Origin of the sequence: Streptomyces sp. NPDC048191 (assembly GCF_040652655.1) — a bacterium.
Taxonomy (GTDB): domain Bacteria; phylum Actinomycetota; class Actinomycetes; order Streptomycetales; family Streptomycetaceae; genus Streptomyces.
In genome coordinates this window covers 132,189-151,013 of record NZ_JBEZMO010000003.1, presented here as the reverse complement: position 1 = coordinate 151,013, position 18,825 = coordinate 132,189, and the positions used below count along the sequence as shown (strand labels likewise).

The following is an 18,825-nucleotide window of genomic DNA, read 5'->3' as shown; positions in this document are numbered from 1 at the left end:
CGAACAGGGGGAATCCATGACCGTCTCCACCGCCGCCGTAGCGGTGCGCGACCTCACCGTCGACTACCGCAGCGTGCGCGCCCTGGCCGGCGTCACCTTCCAGCTCGACCCCGGCGTCACCGGACTGCTCGGGCCCAACGGCGCGGGCAAGACCACCCTGCTCCGCACCCTCGCGACCGCGGCACCACCGGGCGGCGGCGACCTCCACGTCCTCGGGCACGACCCGCGCACCCCGCAGGGCCGGCTCGCCGTCCGGCGCAGCCTCGGGTATCTGCCGCAGGACCCCGGCTTCCATCCCTCCTTCACCGCCTTCGAGTTCGTCGACTACGTGGCGATCCTCAAGGAGATGACCGACCGCGCCGCCCGCCACCGCGAGGTGCAGCGGGTCCTCGACGCCGTGGGCCTGCCCGAGCGGCGCGGCAAGAAGATCAAGCAGCTCTCCGGCGGCATGCGTCAGCGTGTGGCGCTCGCCGCGGCACTCGTCGGTGACCCCCAGTTCCTCATCCTCGACGAGCCCACCGTGGGTCTGGACCCCGAACAGCGGCTGCACTTCAGGGAGTTGATCGCCGACCTCGGTGCCGGCCGCACCGTCCTGCTGTCCACGCACCAGACCGAGGACGTCGCCGCGCTGTGCCACCGCGTCATCGTCCTCGACCACGGCACCGTCAAGTTCGACGGCGAACCACCCGCCCTCGCCGCCGTCGCCGCCGACCGCGTCTGGGCGAGCACCGCACGCGACCCGCGGGCCCTGGCAGGCTGGCGCACCGGCGCCGGCACCGTACGCAACATCGGCACACCACCACCCGGCGCGCCCCTGCTCGAACCCACCCTGGAGGACGGCTACCTGCTGCTCCTCGACGCCACCGCCCAGCGGGAGCCGACCCGGTGAGCACCCTGACCACCACCCGGCCCGCCGCGCGGACCACGGCCCGGACCCGGGGCGCCGTCACCGCCCTGGCCCGCACCGAGGCACTGCGGCTGCTGCGCCACCCCGCGTTCCTCGCCTCCGTCGCCGCCTACCTCGCCCTGTGGGTGTACGACCTCACCCTCGGCGCCGACGCCCAGCGCTACCCCGTGCTCCAGGACAGCTCCCGCACCGGCCAGCCGGCACTGCTGCTGATCGCCGTCGGCGTGCTGCTCGCCGCCGACTTCGGGGTGCTGCGCGGGCGACGGCACGGAGTGGAGCCGGTGTACGCCGTCCTGGTGCTCGGCCGGCGCGCCCGCGCCGCCGCGCACCTGCTCGCCCTGCTGCCCGCCGTCGCCCTCACCGCGGCCCTCGCCGTCGCCCGGATCCTGCAACTCGCCGCGCTGCCCGGCGCCGTCGGCACGATCGACTGGGCCGAGGTCGCGACCGGGCCCGCGGCGGTGCTCATCGCCGGGGTGCTCGGGGTGCTGCTCGCCCGCCTGAGCGGCTCGCCGGCCACCGCGTCGCTGACGGTGGCCGGACTCGCGGTGCTCACCTTCGTCGCCGCCGTGCAGAACACCTCCGGCTGGCGGTGGCTGACCGTCGTCGCCATCGAGGACGAGTTCGCCCAGCCGCTGCCGTCCGGGCTGCTGGCCCGGCCCGCCGGCTGGCATCTGCTGTGGCTCGCCGCCCTCAGCGTCGGCTGCGCCGCGCTCGCGCTGCTGCGCGACGAGCCGAACACGGCGCCCGGCCCGCAGAGCCGGGGTACCGGCGCCCTGTGGACCTGCGCCGCACTCGCCGCCGTTCTCGCCGCGCTGGCGGGCACCATGCAACTGCGCCCCGTACCGGACGACGTCGCCCGCGCACGCGCCCTGGCCACCGAGCACCCGGCGCGCGAACAGGACTGCAGCACCCGAGGCCAGGTCACCTACTGCGCCTTCCCGGAGTTCACCGGACGCATCCCGCAGTGGGACGGCGTCGTACGCGGCATCCTGCACCGCACCCCCGCACCGACCGCCGACGCCCGCTACGCCGTACGCCAGCGCCTCTTCCACCCCGGAACCCAGGCCTCCTCCGGGCAGCCGCTGCCCCAGGCCGCCTGGGACGCCGACGACCGCCGTGCCCACACGCCCGACGCCGTACCCGTCGGCACCTGGTGGAGCGCGGGCAGCGCGGGAGCGGACGCCGAGAGCGACGCCGTGGCCGAGTTCTCGACCCTGTTCGCCTACCGCACCGTCACCGGAGCGCCCCCGCACCAGCCCCGCATCGACACGGTGTGCGGCTCCCGCGCCGTCCTCACGCTGTGGCTGGCGGGGCAGGCCACCGACGGGACCCGCGCCGCCCTGCACGACCTGGCCTCCCGTACGACCGGCGGCCTGAGCCTGCTCGTCCTGGACTCCTCCACCGGTCTCGCCTTCGACGCCCGTGAGTCCACGTACGCCCTCGACCTGCTCGACCGGCCGGCCGACGACATCGGCGCCAAGGTCCGCGCCGCCTGGACCGAACTGACCGCACCGGGCACCACGACCGACCGCGCCGCCACGCTCCTGGGCGTGCCCGCGCCCCCGCAGGTCCCGGCCGACGAGCGGACGTGCCGATGACACCCGTGAACGCCCCGAACCGGTACGCCTGCCTGCGGCAGCTGATCCCCTACGCCGTGCGCGCCACCCGGACCGCCCCGCTGGCCGTGGCGGCCGCCGCCGCGCTGCTGCTGGCGGGCGGCCCCGCGCTGGCCGGCGGGGTGCGGATGACCGACGTCGTCCTGCTCATGCGGGCCGGAGCGGTGCTGATCGCCGTCGGCGCCGCGTTCGTCCTCGACGACCCGGCGGCCCGCACCACCGAGGTCGTCCCGCTGCCGCGCTGGCTGCCCCGGGCCGTGCGGGGCACGCTCGCCGTGCTGTGCGCGGGCTGCGCCTGGGCCGGTGTCGTCGTGCTCGGCACCTTCGCGACGAACCCGGACGAACGCCCGCTGCTGCCCGCGGGCGGGCTGACCCTCGAAGCCCTGGCGCTGCTCAGCCTCGTCCTCGCCCTGGCGGCGCTCGGCCTGCGCCTGACCCCGGGCGGCGGCGGGGCGCTGGCCGCACCGGGCACGGTGCTGTGCGTCCTGGTCGGGGCTCTGCTGCCGCTGCCGGACGCGGCCCGGCCCTTCGCGCAGCCCCTGTCGCAGGCCTGGGACACCTCGCGCTGGACGTGGGCCGCGGTGCTGTGCGCGGCCGCGGCCACGGCGGTGGCCCTGTGCCGGGAACCGGGCCCTCGGACCTGACCCCGCCCAGACGCCCGCGCCCCTGGGTCTTCGGGGGCGTGGTGCGGCGGGGTTCGGTTCTTTCGGTGTCCCGATCGGCCGTGGCTTCTGGTCGAGCTGGTCCGGGGCGGTGCCCGGCCGGGTGGGGTCACCGGGTGTGCTGCGGTGGTGGCCTTGTGGCCGGGAGCCGGGGTTCGGGCCTGATGCCGCCCGGGCGCCCGCGCCCCGGCGGGCTTGATGCCGCCCGGGCGCCCGTGCCCCGGCGGGCCTGAAGCCGCCCGCGCCCCGCGCCCCTGGGGACAGCGCACGGGCCGTGCGGGTCTTCGAGGGCGTGGCGCGGACCGGTTCAGTGCTTTCGGCGTCCGATCGGCCGCGGCTTCTGGTCGAGCCGGTCCGGGGCCGTGCCCGGCCGGGTGGGGTCACCGGGTGTGCCGTAGTGGTGGCCTTGTGGCCGGGAGCCGGGGTTCGGGGCTGGTGCCGCCGCGGCGCGGGCGGGTTCAGTTCTTCCGGTGTCCGATCAGCCGTGGCTTCTGCTCCAGCCCGTCCAGGCCGTGCCAGGCCAGGTTCACCAGATGCGCCGCGACCTCCGCCTTCTTCGGGCGGCGCACGTCCAGCCACCACTGCCCGGTCAGCGCGACCATGCCGACCAGCGCCTGCGCGTACAGCGGCGCCAGCTTCGGATCGAAGCCGCGGGACTTGAACTCGCGGCCCAGGATGTCCTCCACCTGGGTGGCGATGTCGGAGATGAGGGAGGCGAAGGTGCCCGTGGACTGGGGGATGGGGGAGTCGCGCACCAGGATGCGGAAGCCGTCCGTGTACTCCTCGATGTAGTCCAGGAGGGCGAACGCGGCCTGCTCGCACAGCTCACGCGGATGGCCGGCCGTCAGCGAGCTCGTGACCATGTCCAGCAGCCGCCGCATCTCCCGGTCGACCACCACCGCGTACAGGCCCTCCTTGCCGCCGAAGTGCTCGTACACCACCGGCTTGGACACCCCGGCCTTGGCCGCGATCTCCTCCACCGAGGTGCCCTCGAAACCCTTTGCGGCGAAGAGGGTGCGACCGATCTCCAGCAGCTGCTGGCGGCGCTCGGCGCCGGTCATCCGGGTCCGGCGGGTCCGCCGCGGTTTGTCGTTGCTGGAGGTGCTGCTGGAGTCGGTCGCCACGGCGTCAATCATGCCGCCTTCGCGGTCTCCCTCCGGCTCCGGGAGCCGCCTTCCCCGGTGTTCCGGCGCGAATCGATACGCGAGCGTGACGGCCAGCGCACGTCGTACGCCCAGCCGAACCGCTCGAAGATACGGATGAACCGCGCCGAGGAGTCGATCTGGCCGCGCATCACACCGTGCCGCGCCGAGGTCGGGTCGGCGTGGTGCAGGTTGTGCCACGACTCACCGCACGACAGCACCGCCAGCCACCACACGTTGCCCGAACGGTCCCGCGACTTGAACGGCCGCTTGCCCACCGCGTGACAGATCGAGTTGATCGACCACGTCACATGGTGCAGCAGAGCCACTCGTACGAGTGAACCCCAGAAGAACGCGGTGAACGCGCCCCACCAGGACATCGTCACCAGACCGCCGATCAGCGGCGGCAGGATCAGCGAGACGACCGTCCAGTACACGAACTGGCGGGAGATCGCCCGGATGGCCGGGTCCTTGATCAGATCCGGCGCGTACTTGTCCTGCGGGGTCTGCTCCTCGTCGAACATCCAGCCGATGTGGGCCCACCACAGGCCCTTCATCAGCGCCGGAACCGTCTCGCCGAACCGCCACGGGGAATGCGGGTCTCCGTCCGCGTCGGAGAACTTGTGGTGCTTGCGGTGATCGGCCACCCAGCGCACCAGGGGGCCCTCGACCGCCAGTGAACCCATGATCGCCAGCGCGATCCTCAGGGGCCGCTTGGCCTTGAACGAACCATGGGTGAAGTACCGGTGGAAACCGATCGTGATGCCGTGGCACCCCAGGAAGTAGAAGAACACCAGCAGGCCCAGATCGAGCCAGCTCACCCCCCAGCCCCAGGCCAGCGGCACCGCCGCCACGAGTGCCAGGAACGGCACCGTGATGAACAGGAGCAGCGTGATCTGCTCGATCGAACGCTTCCGCTCGCCACCCAGCGTGGCGGACGGGGTCGGGGTGTCGTCGGCCTCACGGGCTTCTTCGATCACATCGGAACTTGAGGTCATGCGCGTCCCCTGTGGGGTCGAGGGTCGAGGCAGGTGCCGGGCCGCCGGGACCGAGCGGGACTCGACGGTAGTTCCCTACGGTTCCGTAACCTACGGCGACGTAAGTATGGCAGCGTGTCGAGCGGCGGCAAGAGCCCCAGAGCCTGCGCGTCCCCATCGACACCTATCCTTGAACTCGGTCGGACAGCGCGGTCCGCTGAAGTTTCCTTCCCGGACGCTCCAGCCCGTATGCGGCTTCCGCCGCGTGGCAGCCGGCCGGGTTCCCTCCCAGACGAGCTTCAACACTGCAAGGAGCCGCACCTGTGAGCAGTGCCGACGACCAGACCACCACGACCAGCAGCGAGCTGCGCGCCGACATCCGCCGGCTGGGTGATCTCCTGGGCGAGACCCTCGTACGGCAGGAAGGGCCCGAGCTCCTCGACCTGGTCGAGAAGGTCCGCCGTCTCACCCGCGAGGACGGTGACGCCGCCGCCGAGCTGCTGCGCGGCACCGAACTGGAGACCGCCGCCAAGCTGGTGCGCGCCTTCTCCACCTACTTCCACCTCGCCAACGTCACCGAGCAGGTGCACCGCGGCCGCGAGCTGCGCGCCCGGCGCGCCGCCGAGGGCGGCCTCCTCGCCCGCACCGCGGACCGGCTCAAGGACGCCGACCCCGAACACCTGAAGCAGACCGTCCACAACCTGAACGTCCGCCCGGTGTTCACGGCACACCCCACCGAGGCCGCGCGCCGCTCGGTCCTGAACAAGCTCCGGCGCATCGCCGCGCTCCTGGACACCCCCGTCCTCGACACCGACCGCCGCCGCCACGACGTCCGCCTCGCCGAGAACATCGACCTGGTGTGGCAGACCGACGAACTGCGCGTCGTGCGCCCCGAGCCCGCCGACGAGGCCCGCAACGCCATCTACTACCTCGACGAACTGCACGCGAACGCCGTCGGCGACGTCCTGGAGGACCTGACCGCGGAACTGGAGCGCGTCGGCGTCAAGCTCCCCGACGACACCCGTCCGCTCACCTTCGGCACCTGGATCGGCGGCGACCGCGACGGCAACCCCAACGTCACCCCCCAGGTGACCTGGGACGTCCTCATCCTCCAGCACGAGCACGGCATCAACGACGCCCTGGAGATGATCGACGAGCTGCGCGGGCTGCTCTCCAACTCCATCCGCTACACCGGAGCCACCGAGGAACTGCTCCAGTCCCTGAACCAGGACCTGGAACAGCTCCCCGAGATCAGCCCCCGCTACAAGCGCCTCAACGCCGAGGAGCCCTACCGCCTCAAGGCCACCTGCATCCGGCAGAAGCTGGAGAACACCAAGCAGCGCCTCGCCAAGGGCACCCCGCACGAGGAGGGCCGCGACTACCTCGGCACCAGCGAGCTCCTGAACGACCTCAGGCTCATCCAGGCCTCACTGCGCGAGCACCGCGGCGGCCTCCTCGCCGACGGCCGCCTCGCCCGCACCATCCGCACCCTCGCCGCCTTCGGCCTCCAGCTCGCCACCATGGACGTCCGCGAGCACGCCGACGCCCACCACCACGCCCTCGGCCAGCTCTTCGACCGCCTCGGCGAGGAGTCCTGGCGCTACGCCGACATGCCCCGCGAGTACCGGGCCAAGCTCCTCGCCAAGGAACTGCGCTCGCGCCGCCCGCTGGCCCCCACCCCGGCACCCGTCGACGCCGCCGGGCACAAGACCCTCGGCGTCTTCGAAACAATCAAGAAGGCCCTTCAGGTCTTCGGCCCCGAAGTCGTCGAGTCCTACATCATCTCCATGTGCCAGGGCGCCGACGACGTCTTCGCCGCCGCCGTCCTCGCCCGCGAGGCCGGCCTCGTCGACCTCCACGCCGGCTGGGCGAAGATCGGCATCGTCCCCCTCCTGGAGACCACCGACGAGCTCAAGGCCGCCGACACAATCCTGGAGGACATGCTCTCCGACCCGTCCTACCGGCGCCTGGTCGCGCTGCGCGGCGACGTCCAGGAGGTCATGCTCGGCTACTCCGACTCCTCCAAGTTCGGCGGCATCACCACCAGCCAGTGGGAGATCCACCGCGCCCAGCGCCGCCTGCGCGACGTCGCCCACCGCTACGGCGTACGGCTCAGGCTCTTCCACGGCCGCGGCGGCACCGTCGGCCGCGGCGGCGGCCCCTCCCACGACGCCATCCTCGCCCAGCCCTGGGGCACCCTGGAGGGCGAGATCAAGGTCACCGAACAGGGCGAGGTCATCTCCGACAAGTACCTCATCCCGTCCCTGGCCCGGGAGAACCTGGAACTGACCGTCGCGGCCACCCTGCAGGCCTCCGCCCTGCACACCGCGCCCCGCCAGTCCGACGAGGCCCTCGCCCGCTGGGACGCCGCCATGGACGTCGTCTCCGACGCCGCCCACGCCGCCTACCGCGCCTTCGTCGAGGACCCGGACCTGCCGACGTACTTCCTCGCCTCCACGCCGGTCGACCAGCTCGCCGACCTGCACCTCGGCTCACGGCCCTCCCGCCGCCCCGGCTCGGGCGTCTCCCTCGACGGCCTGCGCGCCATCCCGTGGGTGTTCGGCTGGACCCAGTCCCGGCAGATCGTCCCCGGCTGGTTCGGCGTCGGCTCCGGCCTCAAGGCGCTGCGCGAGGCGGGCCTCGACACCGTGCTCGACGAGATGCACGAACAGTGGCACTTCTTCCGCAACTTCATCTCCAACGTCGAGATGACCCTCGCCAAGACCGACCTGCGCATCGCCCAGCACTACGTCGACACCCTCGTCCCCGACGAGCTCAAGCACGTCTTCGACACCATCAAGGCCGAACACGAGCTGACCGTCCGCGAGGTGCTGCGCATCACCGGCGAACAGGAGCTGCTGGACGCCCAGCCCGTCCTCAAGCAGACCTTCGCCATCCGCGACGCCTACCTGGACCCCATCTCCTACCTCCAGGTCACCCTGCTCAAGCGCCAGCGCGACGCCGCCGCGGCCGACGCCGGCCCCGACCCCCTGCTCTCCCGCGCCCTGCTCCTCACCGTCAACGGCGTGGCAGCCGGCCTGCGCAACACCGGCTGACCGCCACGACACACGAAAGCGGTGCCCCCGGGGTCGTACGACCCCGGGGGCACCGCCCGTTTCGGCCCAGGTCAGCCGCGCGCCCTGAGGCGCCGCGCCACCAGGTAGCCGCCCGCACCGACCAGCGCGGCCGCGACACCCGACAGCGCACCCACCGGAACACCGTTGCCGGTCTCGGCGAGACCGCCGCCACCACCCTGCGCGGACGGCGAGGAGGAGGGAGCGGGGGAGGACGAGGACGACGGCGCAGCGGAGGCCGGCGAAGACGAGGACGCGGACGGCGAAGCGGACGAGGAGGGCGCGGGGGACGCGCTCGACGTCGTACCGGACGACGGACCCGACGACGGCGCACCGCCACCGCTGCCGGAGCCCTGGCAGTCCGTCCAGAACACCTTGTGCTTGGCCGCGCCCTTCTCGCCGGCGAAGTTCCAGAACAGCTTGTAGTGCCCGTCGGGCAGGGTCATGTCCGCCGTGCGGCCATGACCGTCGGCGTCCAGGGACAGGGCACCCGACTTCACGGTCGTGCCCTTCGTGCCACCGGTCGGGGCCCACACCTCGATGTGCCAGCCGACCTGCTGGCCGCCGTCGAAGTGGAAGGCATCCAGATAGAACGAGCACACATGCGGCTCGTTGCGCTCGTCGTACTGGTCCGTCGAGGACTTGTGGATCTTCACATCGCCGTTGTCACCGGGCGGAGCGGCGTGCGCGGCGGGCGCGAGGAACAGCGCCGCCGACAGACCGGCGGTCACCGCGCCGGCACGGATGAAGGTACGCATGGGGCTGGCCCATCTTCGAGTGGCCTACGGGGAAGCTGTGGAGGGGGCGGCTCAGCTTCCAGCCATCACTGGCCCAAGGTCAATCACGAAGACGCAACACCCGGCGGCCATCACCCGCGCACAGGCTCACGAACCGGCGGACACCGCCAGAAAAGCCCCCGTCAACAACGCCACCCCGCACCCCGCCAGCACCCACGCCACCCGCGTCAGCCGCATCCCGCCCGCGACGACCACCGACGCCAGCAACAACGCACCGCCCAACGGCACCCAGGCGTACAGGATCCCCGCCGGACCCGAACGCACCGCGTCCGCCGTACCCGGCTTCAGCACCACGTCGTACGTCCGCCCCTTGCGCACCGCCACCGACTCGGCGATCTCCACACGCGCACGTGCCCGCGCCCCCGCCGACACCGGCGCGAACGGACCCGCGCACCTGCCCCCGGCGCAGCTCGACACCCTCACCGTGCCGGACTCGCGTCCCTTGGTCAGCATCACGTACTGCGCGGTCCCCCAGGACCCCCACACCCCGCCGAACAGAATGAGCACGGCGAGGGCACCCATCGCCGCGACCCGCCCGAACCGCAACGCGGACACGGACGCCTGGCGAGCAGAGGTGGCAGAGGCAGGCATGGCCGGGATCATTGGCCATACCGCCACGACCGGTCAACCCACGTGTCCGCCCTGGAGCCACATGTCAGGAGTTGTACGCGCTCTGCGCCCGCTCCAGACCCTCGGTCACCAGACACTCCACCGCATCCGCCGCACGGTCCACGAAGTAGTCCAGCTCCTTGCGCTCCGCCGACGAGAAGTCCCTCAGCACGAAATCCGCCACCTGCATACGACCCGGAGGCCGCCCGATCCCGAACCGCACCCGGTGATAGTCCGAACCCATCGCCTTCGTCATCGACTTCAGACCGTTGTGCCCGTTGTCACCGCCACCCAGCTTCAGCCGCAGCACCCCGTAGTCGATGTCCAGCTCGTCGTGCACGGCCACGATGTTCGCCACCGGCACCTTGTAGAAGTCCCGCAACGCGTTCACCGGACCACCGGACAGGTTCATGTACGACATCGGCTTCGCCAGGATCACCCGCCGGCTGCCCGGCCCCGCCGGACCGATCCGCCCCTCCACCACCTGCGCCTGCGCCTTGCCCGCCCGCTTGAACTTCCCCCCGATCCGCTCCGCGATCAGGTCCACCACCATGAAACCGACGTTGTGCCGGTTCATGGCGTACTCCGGCCCGGGATTCCCGAGCCCCACGACCAGCCAGGGGGCACCTGCGGGGGTGGTCACGTCCATGTCTCCTTCATACGCGCCAGCCGCCGCTCCCCGCGAGGGAGAGCGACGGCTGAACAGACGACGACTACGGCGAGGATCAGGCCTCGGCGACCTCTTCGCCCTCGACGGCCTCTTCACCCTCGGTCTCCTCGGCCTGCGCGGCCAGGACCTGCAGGACGACAGCGTCCTCCTCGACGGCCAGCGTGGTGCCCTTCGGAAGGGTGATGTCCTTGGCGAGGACGGAGGCACCGGCCTCCAGACCCTCCACGGACACCGTGACGGCCTCAGGGATGTGCGTGGCCTCGGCCTCGACCGGCAGCGCGTTCAGGACGTGCTCCAGCAGGTTGCCACCCGGGGCCAGCTCGCCCTCGGCGTGCACCGGGACCTCGACCGTGACCTTCTCGCCACGCTTGACCAGCAGCAGGTCCACGTGCTCCAGGAAGCCCTTCAGCGGGTCACGCTGCACGGCCTTCGGGATCGCCAGCTCGTTGGTCTTGCCGTCGATGTCCAGGGAGATCAGGACGTTCGGCGTACGCAGCGCCAGCAGCAGGTCGTGACCCGGCAGGGTCAGGTGCAGCGGCTCGGTGCCGTGGCCGTAGAGAACAACCGGAACCTTGCTGTCACGGCGGATGCGACGGGCCGCACCCTTGCCGAACTCGGTACGGGTCTCGGCGGCGAGCTTCACCTCGGACATGATGATCACTCCTCGTAGGAACTGGGAACGGGCGTGGTCACCCGGCCACGAACGGCCTGCTACGAAGAGCGCGTCGATAACGGACCGCCGTACTGCACGAGTACGGCCTCCCTCGCCGAGCAACTGCAGCAGTCTACTCGGAGGGGGAGGCCGCACCCAAAACGATCTTCAGCCGCCGCTAGCGCAGGCGGCGCAGAAACCTCACTGCTCGTCGAACAGGCTCGTCACCGAACCATCCTCGAACACCTCACGCACCGCACTCGCGATCGTCGGAGCGATCGACAACACCCTGATCTTGTCCAGATCCCGCCCCAGCTCCGCCGGCGTCGGCAGCGTGTTCGTGAACACGAACTCACTCACCCGCGAGTTCTTCAACCGGTCAGCAGCCGGACCCGACAGCACACCGTGCGTGGCCGTCACGATGACATCCTCCGCACCATGCGCGAACAGCGCATCAGCCGCGGCACAGATCGTCCCACCCGTGTCGATCATGTCATCGACCAGCACACACACCCGGCCCTTGACCTCACCCACGACCTCGTGGACCGTCACCTGGTTCGCCACGTCCTTGTCACGCCGCTTGTGCACGATCGCCAGCGGCGCACCCAACCGGTCACACCAGCGGTCCGCCACCCGCACCCGACCGGCATCCGGCGACACGACCGTCAGCTTGTCCCGGTCCACCTTCTCGCCCACATAGTCGGCAAGCAGCGGCAACGCGAACAGGTGATCCACCGGCCCGTCGAAGAAACCCTGGATCTGATCCGTGTGCAGATCCACCGTCAGGATCCGGTCCGCACCCGCCGTCTTCATCAGATCAGCGATCAGACGCGCCGAAATGGGTTCACGACCCCGGTGCTTCTTGTCCTGCCGCGCGTAACCGTAGAACGGCACAATCACCGTGATGGAACGAGCCGACGCACGCTTCAACGCGTCGATCATGATCAACTGCTCCATGATCCACTGATTGATCGGAGCCGTGTGGCTCTGGATCACAAAGCAGTCCGCACCACGCGCCGACTCCTGGTAACGGACATAGATCTCACCGTTCGCGAAGTCGAAGGCCTTCGTCGGGACAACCCCGACACCCAACTGCTGGGCGACCTCCTCGGCAAGCTCGGGGTGGGCGCGGCCGGAGAAGAACATCAACTTCTTCTCGCCGGTCGTCTTGATCCCGGTCACAGCACAGTCTCCTCAGAGGTCGTCTCAGACCAGCCGGCTGCGTCTACGACCTCCCGTCTGGGCATGAGAGGCCGAACCAGCTGGTAGGGGTGCGGGTGCACGTGTGCGGATGTGCACTTATCACGGTACGCCGTGTTTGACGTACCCGTTTCCCGTCAGTCCTCGCTCTCGCCCCTCCGGGACACCGCCTCGGCCGCCCTCGCAGCCGCGCTCCCCGGACGCTTCCGAGCCACCCAACCCTCGATATTCCGCTGCTGACCACGGGCCACGGCCAGCGAACCGGGCGGCACATCCTTCGTGATCACAGACCCGGCGGCGGTGTAAGCACCGTCCCCGACCGTGACAGGAGCCACAAACATGTTGTCCGAACCCGTCTTGCAGTGCGACCCGACCGTGGTGTGGTGCTTCTCCTCACCGTCATAGTTCACGAACACACTCGCCGCCCCGATGTTCGTGTACTCACCGATCGTCGCGTCACCGACGTAGGACAGATGCGGAACCTTCGTTCCCTCACCGATCGAGGCGTTCTTCGTCTCGACGTACGTACCGATCTTGCCCTTGAGGCCCAGACGGGTACCAGGACGGAGGTACGCGTACGGCCCGACGCTCGCCTGCGGACCCACGACCGCCCCGTCCGACACCGTGTTGTCCACCCGCGCCCCCGCGCCGACCTGCGTGTCCTTCAGCCGGCTGTTCGGCCCCACCTCCGCACCCTCACCGAGGTGCGTCGACCCGGAGAGCAGCGTGTTGGGGTGAACGACCGCGTCCCGCTCGAACGTGACCGTCACATCCACCCAGGTGGAGGCCGGATCGACCACGGTGACCCCGTCGAGCATCGCCCGGGTCAGCAGCCGGTCGTTCAGAATCCGGCGCGCCTCGGCCAACTGCACCCGGTTGTTGATCCCCGCGATCTCCCGGTGATCGCCCGCCACGGACGCACCGACACGGTGACCGGCCTCGCGGAGAATGCCGAGCACATCGGTCAGGTACTCCTCACCCTGACTGTTGTCCGTCCGCACCTTCTTCAGCGCGTCCGCCAGCAACTGCCCGTCGAACGCGAACACCCCACTGTTGATCTCCCGGATCGCCCGCTGGACCTCGGTCGCGTCCTTGTGCTCCACGATCGCCGTCACGGCACCGGTCACGTCGTCACGGACGATCCGCCCGTACCCGGTGGCGTCCGGCACCTCAGCGGTGAGAACGGTCACCGCGTTGCCGTCGGCGGCATGAGTGGCCGCGAGCCGCGTGAGCGTGTCCCCGGTGAGAAGCGGCGTGTCCCCGCAGACCACCACGACGGTCCCGTCCACGGCCCCGCCCAGCTCCTCCAGACCCATGCGCACGGCATGCCCGGTCCCGTTCTGCTCCGCCTGCACGGCGGTCCTGGTGGCCGGGTCGATCTCGTTCAGATGCGCGGCGACCTGCTCCCGGGCGTGCCCCACGACGACGACCAGGTTCTCCGGGTCCAACTCACGGGCGGCGGCCAGCACATGGCCCACGAGGGAACGGCCACAGATCTCGTGCAGGACCTTCGGTGTGGCCGACTTCATACGGGTGCCCTCACCCGCTGCGAGAACGACGACGGCTGCCGGGCGGATGGCGCTCACGGGGTTGCCCTTCGGCTGTGGGTGAGTGGGGATGACAGCCGCAGGATACCGGGGTGTTACTTGGGGGAGGTGAGAGCGGGCCCTGACTGTGCGGTCAGGGCCCGGGAGCGCAGCTCCGCCGCTAGGACTCGAACCTAGACCGAAACACCTCCAAAGGGTGCCGTGCTGCCAATTACACTACGGCGGATCACTGCATCAGACCTTACCTGAGACGGGCCTGGGCGTTGGCAGCTATCCCAGTCCACCAACCCTCGATGCGCTGATACAAGTCGGCTCCCTGCAAGACCTTGATCACGAGGCAGCCCCGATAGTCATCACCCGTGTTCTTGCGCACGGTCTTGGGGTTGTGCTTCTTGAGGGTCGCTTTCAGGAAGACGGCGACATCGACAGCAGCCGAGTCGGCCCAGTAGCGCTCGGCCGCGCCGATGTCGGCCTTCTCGTGGATCATGACGCGGAACCGCATGCGGTCCTTCTTCACTCCGAGCAGATCGAGCCACGCCAGGTAGAGCGCGATGACATCGGGGTCGCTGTTGACGAAAGTGACGCACTCGCGCCGAGCGTACGGTTTGCTCTTCGAGCCCTCTGCCCAGTAGAGGGCGATGCCCGCAAGGAACAACTCGCGATCCGTCAGCGCGCCAATCTCCGCTCGCGCTGCCTCCTTGCGCTGTTTGCGCTCCTCCTCGCGGATCTGCAGCTTCGCCTCCCAGCCCCTCCGGGCGATGGCCGCCGCTTCTTCGTAGCTGCGCTTCCGCTCCGGCCTGGGCAGATCCCGCACCCAAAGCGAGATCGAGCTCTTCGAACACCCCAGCTCCACCTGGATCTGGTCGTAGGTCCAGCCCTGGAGTCGTAGCTCCCTCGCCTTGTCCCTCAGGTCGTCCTTCGCGTTCGGGCGCTTGGTCCACTCGGGCGGTGGCTCGCCCTCCAGGAGGCGGTTGAGGATGTCGTTGTTGTCGACGTGCAGCCGGTCGCGGATCTGTCGTCGGCTGAGCCCCGCCCGCCGCAGCGCGACCGCCCGTTCCCGCAGGCCCTCGAAGTCGGCGTATTTGCCATGCGAATGTGCCATGGGCATACCGTCCGGCCGGAATGAGGCGTTCCGGCGTCGAACGGAAGGGGTTCACCAGTTCGAGTGAAAGGGGTGGGTTTCGAGGTCGGCCGGTTACGGAGTGTGGTGTGTGGAGGTCGGTGAAAGTCACCGGAAAAGCCGCGCGGGTCGCCCGTAGGCTGGACGTATGACCATGACGGGGGAAGAGCACGCCAAGGGCCTGACCGGCCCGTGGTGGTGGACCAGGTGGCGTAGTGCGGCGCTCGACGGGAGTCTGGCGCTGGTGTCCGCCGTGGAGTGTGGTGCGGAGGGGATTCCGTTCGCCCGGGACGCGGGGATTCCGGTGGCGGTGGGGGTCGTTTTCGGGGTGATCGCCGGGTCGGTGCTGCTGGTGCGGCGGAAGTGGCCGATCGCCGTCGTCCTCGTCGCCATCGCGATCACGCCCGCGCAGATGGGGTTCCTGCTGGGGATCGTCGGCCTGTACACGCTCGCCGCGTGTGAGCTGCCGCGCCGGATCATCGGGGCGCTGGCGGGGATGTCGCTGGTGGGGACGGCGGTCGTGACGTTCGTGCGGGTGCGGCAGGACATGGCGCGGGGCGATCTGACGCTGGGTGACTGGTTCGTGCCGTTCGCGGCGGTGACGACGGCGTTGGGGCTGACGGCTCCGCCGGTGCTGCTGGGTTTGTACGTGGGGGCGCGGCGGCGGTTGATGGAGAGCCTCAGGGAGCGGGCGGACAGTCTGGAGCGGGAGCTTCAGTTGCTCGCGGAGCGGGCGGAGGAGCGGGCCGAGTGGGCCAGGAACGAGGAGCGTACGCGGATCGCGCGTGAGATGCATGACGTGGTCGCGCATCGGGTGAGTCTGATGGTGGTGCATGCCGCGGCGCTGCAGGCGGTGGCCCGTAAGGATCCTGAGAAGGCGGTGCGGAACGCGGCGCTGGTGGGGGACATGGGGCGGCAGGCGTTGACCGAGTTGCGGGAGATGCTCGGGGTGCTGCGGGCGGGGGAGGACGTGGGCCGGCGTGCGGCGGGGGTGCCGTTGGCGGCGGTGCGGGAGGCGGCTGCGGCTGCGGCTTCGCGGGCTGTGGTGGAGGACGGGCCGTGTCTGTCGGAGCTGGATGAGTTGGTCGGGCAGTCGGCGGCTGCGGGGATGGTCGTGGATCTGTCGGTGGAGGGGGAGGTGCGGTCGTATGCGGCTCAGGTCGAGCAGACGGCGTACCGGGTGGTGCAGGAGGCGTTGACGAACGTCCACAAGCATGCGGCGGGTGCGAAGACGCATGTGCGGTTGGCGCACCGGGTGTCGGAGATCGCGATGCAGGTGGAGAACGAGCCGCCGCCGGAGCCGGGGTCGGCGTCGGCGGCGGGGTTGCCGTCGGGTGGTAACGGCCTGGTGGGGATGCGGGAGCGGGTCGTGGCGCTGGGTGGTGTGTTCGTGTCGGGGCCGACGGATGCGGGGGGTTTTCGGGTGTCGGCGGTGATTCCGGCGGTGTAGCGGTGGCCGGGCGGGGGTTCAGCCTGCGGTGAGGCGTACGGGTTCGATGCCGGTGATGAGGGTGGCGAGGGCGTGGTCGATGTCGGGGCCTGCGTACCAGTCGCCGGTGTGGTCGAGGGTGTAGACGCGGCCTTCGGTGTCGATGGCGAGGACGGCGGCGGTGTCGGTTTCCTCGCCGAGGGGGCAGAGGTCGGTGCCGAGGGCGCGGCCGAGGTCGCCGAGGGTGCGGGCGTGGTGGAGGCCGTGGAGGGGGTCGAGGTGGAGGGCGGCGGGGGCGATCTGGCGGCCGGGGCCGCCGGGGGTGATGGTGAGGCCGCCGAATTCGGCCCAGGCTTCGACGGCGGCGGGGAAGACGGTGTGCCGGTGTCCGGCGGGTGAGGTGTGTTCGCGTAGGGCGTCGGCCCAGATTTCGGCCTGTTTTATGTCCCAGCGTCCGGGTTGCCAGCCGGCGGCGCGCAGGGCGGCGTCGACGAGTACGGGGAAGCGGGGTGGGGTGGCTCCGTGCTCGTGGCGGGTGGGCGGCTTGGGGGTGGTGGCGTGATCGGGGTGCATCTGCCCTTCGTTCGTCGTGTCTGCGGGGTGGTACTCCGGTGGACGGTGGTTTTCAGCCGTCGGTTGCCGTGGGGTCGACGATGCGGACGCCGAAGTGGGCGCTGAGGGCGGTGCAGGCGCGGCAGGGGGTGGCGAAGCTGCCGTGGAGGGGGTCGCCGTCCTCGCGTATGCGGCGGGCGGTGAGTTTGGCGTGTTTGAGGGCTTTGCGGGCTTCGCTGTTGGTCATGGGTTTGCGGGCGGCGCGTTTGCTGCGGGTGGCGTCGGCTGCGGTGAGGTGCCGGGAGATGAGGATGGTTTCGGCGCAGCGGCCGGTGAAGCGGTCGCGTTCGCCGCTGGTGAGGGTGTCGAGGAAGTCCTGGACGAGGGGGTGCAGGGGTGGGGGTTGGTCGCCGCGGGCGGCGGTGCCGGTGAGGGTGGCGCCGCGGACGGAGAGGGCGGCGGCGACGGTGGGCAGGATGCCGTCGCGGCGGTGGCGGAGGGTGGGGGCGGGGGGTGTGTCGGTGCCGCTCCAGCCGATGCGGGGGTCGCCGGCCCGCGCGTCCGGGCTTCCGGCTCGCAAGGTGTTCATGATCGTTTTCCCTCCCCGGGCGTCCCCTCGAAGGACACAGGGTGCCAAATGCCGTGGCCGGTGCGGAAGCTGGGGCGGTGCGACACGCCCGTGTCGGGGCTGGTCGTCACGGTGGGGTGACGGCTGGTCACGGAAGCGGAGGGGTGGTTTCCCCGGGGATGCGGTGGGCCGGTGACCGGGGTTCGTGTACCGCATAGGCTGTCGTCGTCCGCGATCGACATCGCCGTATTGAGGCCAGAGAGAACGCCGCAGGGGGCTACCGCCATGACGACAGGTCGGCTCGGGCAGCAAGCCGCGCCGCCGAACGCGGCCTACGCCGGGCAGGTTGTGCACTTCCCGGATCCGGTTCGTGCGGCGCGTCACCCGAGAGGGGTACGTGTCGATGAGCGTGGTTACCCGGATTTCTCTCCGTACGCGCGTGTGGCGGTGGAGATCGCCGAGCCGCCGGAGGGTTTCGGTGTGGACGAGTTGCGGTTGACGGACTACGTGTCGGCGAACGCGGCGTTGGCGGCGGCGGGGCACGAGTTGTGGGACACGGTGCCGGATGTGGCGACGCCGCACGGCTGGACGTGGCATCACGTGGTCGGTTCGCGGCGGCTGGAGTTGGTTCCGGTCGAGGTGAAGGCGTTGCTGCGGCATCACGGTGGGGTGGCGACGGCGCCGGTGGACCACGGCAAGCGGGGGACGCGGCCGTTGCAGGAGACGCGGCCGGCGCATTTCGGGCTGCCGAAGTCGGGTGTGGCGGTGTCGGAGGCGCAGGTGCAGGGCGTCGAGGAGGATCTGGGGTATCGGCTTCCCGGCGCGTACCGCTCGTTCTTGAAGGCGGCGGGTGGTTGTGCGCCGGTGGGTACGGCGTTGGACGCCGAGTTGGGTCTGCTGCTGGACCAGCCGTTCTTCACGGTGCGTGACGAGGCGGCTGTGAACGACCTGGTGTACGTCAACAAGTGTCTGCGGGACCATCTGACGAAGGATTACCTCGGGGTGGCGTTCGTGCAGGGCGGGTTGCTCGCGGTGAAGGTGAAGGGCGAGCGGCTGGGTTCGGTGTGGTTCTGCGCGTACGACGATGTGCGGGACGTGGATCCGTCGTGGCCGCCGGCGGATCGGGTGGAGCGTCTGCTGCGGCCGTGCGGTGATGATTTCGACGTCTTTCTGTCGCGGCTCGCGGGGAGTCCGCCGGAGTTGGAGACGGTGGCGAATCTGATGGTCGACGGTGGTTTCGCCCGTGTCGTTCCGGTGTCCGCCGGCTCGGCGTCGTCCGGTGCGGTGGGGGAGTGAGCTTCAG

At 70.5% G+C, this 18,825-nt stretch carries 17 protein-coding genes and 1 tRNA gene; 6 read left to right on the top strand and 12 right to left on the bottom strand.

What is annotated here, in order from left to right; all coding sequences use genetic code 11:
* Positions 1-16 precede the first annotated feature (16 nt).
* The 3 genes from AB0D93_RS06460 to AB0D93_RS06450 are packed head-to-tail and all read left to right on the top strand — an operon-like array spanning position 17 to position 3,167.
* Positions 17-889, top strand: a complete 873-nt coding sequence (locus AB0D93_RS06460; protein ID WP_362113931.1) for an ABC transporter ATP-binding protein — start codon at positions 17-19, stop codon at positions 887-889.
* Positions 886-2,505, top strand: a complete 1,620-nt coding sequence (locus AB0D93_RS06455; RefSeq protein ID WP_362113928.1) for an ABC transporter permease — start codon at positions 886-888, stop codon at positions 2,503-2,505. The genes AB0D93_RS06460 and AB0D93_RS06455 overlap by 4 nt, the downstream gene beginning before the upstream one ends.
* A complete protein-coding gene (locus AB0D93_RS06450) occupies positions 2,496-3,167 on the top strand; it encodes a hypothetical protein (RefSeq protein WP_362113925.1) in 672 nt (223 codons plus the stop codon). The genes AB0D93_RS06455 and AB0D93_RS06450 overlap by 10 nt, the downstream gene beginning before the upstream one ends.
* Positions 3,168-3,643: 476 nt before the next feature.
* Here AB0D93_RS06450 and AB0D93_RS06445 read toward each other — a convergent pair whose 3' ends face one another.
* On the bottom strand, positions 3,644-4,321 hold the full coding sequence (locus AB0D93_RS06445) for a TetR/AcrR family transcriptional regulator (RefSeq protein ID WP_362113922.1): 678 nt from the start codon (positions 4,319-4,321) through the stop codon (positions 3,644-3,646).
* Positions 4,318-5,325: a fatty acid desaturase gene (locus AB0D93_RS06440; protein ID WP_362113919.1), complete on the bottom strand. Its 1,008-nt coding sequence runs from the start codon at positions 5,323-5,325 to the stop codon at positions 4,318-4,320. Before AB0D93_RS06440 ends, AB0D93_RS06445 begins: the two co-directional genes overlap by 4 nt.
* A gap of 302 nt (positions 5,326-5,627) precedes the next feature.
* On the opposite strand from AB0D93_RS06440, the gene ppc reads away from it, so the two are divergent.
* Positions 5,628-8,360, top strand: coding sequence for a phosphoenolpyruvate carboxylase (ppc, locus tag AB0D93_RS06435; RefSeq protein ID WP_362113916.1), 2,733 nt, complete (start codon positions 5,628-5,630; stop codon positions 8,358-8,360).
* 71 nt (positions 8,361-8,431) lie between these two features.
* On the opposite strand, the gene AB0D93_RS06430 is transcribed toward ppc, so the two are convergent.
* From AB0D93_RS06430 to AB0D93_RS06395, 8 genes are all read right to left on the bottom strand, one after another.
* Positions 8,432-9,136: a hypothetical protein gene (locus AB0D93_RS06430; protein ID WP_362113913.1), complete on the bottom strand. Its 705-nt coding sequence runs from the start codon at positions 9,134-9,136 to the stop codon at positions 8,432-8,434.
* Between the two features lie 126 nt (positions 9,137-9,262).
* On the bottom strand, positions 9,263-9,778 hold the full coding sequence (locus AB0D93_RS06425) for a hypothetical protein (protein ID WP_362115062.1): 516 nt from the start codon (positions 9,776-9,778) through the stop codon (positions 9,263-9,265).
* A gap of 52 nt (positions 9,779-9,830) precedes the next feature.
* Complete coding sequence (gene pth, locus AB0D93_RS06420) at positions 9,831-10,433, bottom strand: aminoacyl-tRNA hydrolase (protein WP_362113910.1); 603 nt, start codon at positions 10,431-10,433, stop codon at positions 9,831-9,833.
* 76 nt (positions 10,434-10,509) lie between these two features.
* Positions 10,510-11,106 carry a 50S ribosomal protein L25/general stress protein Ctc gene (locus tag AB0D93_RS06415; RefSeq protein ID WP_362113907.1) on the bottom strand — a complete coding sequence of 199 codons (597 nt, stop codon included), beginning with the start codon at positions 11,104-11,106 and terminating at the stop codon, positions 10,510-10,512.
* A 201-nt stretch (positions 11,107-11,307) separates the two neighbouring features.
* Positions 11,308-12,288, bottom strand: a complete 981-nt coding sequence (locus tag AB0D93_RS06410) for a ribose-phosphate diphosphokinase (protein ID WP_055704852.1) — start codon at positions 12,286-12,288, stop codon at positions 11,308-11,310.
* A 155-nt stretch (positions 12,289-12,443) separates the two neighbouring features.
* Positions 12,444-13,892, bottom strand: coding sequence for a bifunctional UDP-N-acetylglucosamine diphosphorylase/glucosamine-1-phosphate N-acetyltransferase GlmU (gene glmU / locus AB0D93_RS06405; protein WP_362113902.1), 1,449 nt, complete (start codon positions 13,890-13,892; stop codon positions 12,444-12,446).
* Positions 13,893-14,005: 113 nt separating this feature from the next.
* Positions 14,006-14,079, bottom strand: a tRNA-Gln gene (locus tag AB0D93_RS06400).
* Between the two features lie 15 nt (positions 14,080-14,094).
* Positions 14,095-14,955, bottom strand: a complete 861-nt coding sequence (locus AB0D93_RS06395; protein WP_362113899.1) for a hypothetical protein — start codon at positions 14,953-14,955, stop codon at positions 14,095-14,097.
* Positions 14,956-15,121: 166 nt separating this feature from the next.
* On the opposite strand from AB0D93_RS06395, the gene AB0D93_RS06390 reads away from it, so the two are divergent.
* Entirely contained in the window at positions 15,122-16,423 is a 1,302-nt protein-coding gene (locus tag AB0D93_RS06390) for a histidine kinase (RefSeq protein ID WP_362113896.1), read from the top strand.
* 18 nt (positions 16,424-16,441) lie between these two features.
* Here AB0D93_RS06390 and AB0D93_RS06385 read toward each other — a convergent pair whose 3' ends face one another.
* Entirely contained in the window at positions 16,442-16,975 is a 534-nt protein-coding gene (locus AB0D93_RS06385; RefSeq protein WP_362113892.1) for an SUKH-3 domain-containing protein, read from the bottom strand.
* A 52-nt stretch (positions 16,976-17,027) separates the two neighbouring features.
* Positions 17,028-17,543 (bottom strand): YwqJ-related putative deaminase, encoded by a 516-nt coding sequence (locus AB0D93_RS06380; protein WP_362113889.1) that lies wholly within the window; start codon positions 17,541-17,543, stop codon positions 17,028-17,030.
* Positions 17,544-17,807: 264 nt separating this feature from the next.
* Between AB0D93_RS06380 and AB0D93_RS06375 the strand changes: the two genes are divergently transcribed.
* On the top strand, positions 17,808-18,818 hold the full coding sequence (locus AB0D93_RS06375) for an SMI1/KNR4 family protein (RefSeq protein WP_362113886.1): 1,011 nt from the start codon (positions 17,808-17,810) through the stop codon (positions 18,816-18,818).
* Positions 18,819-18,825 lie beyond the last annotated feature (7 nt).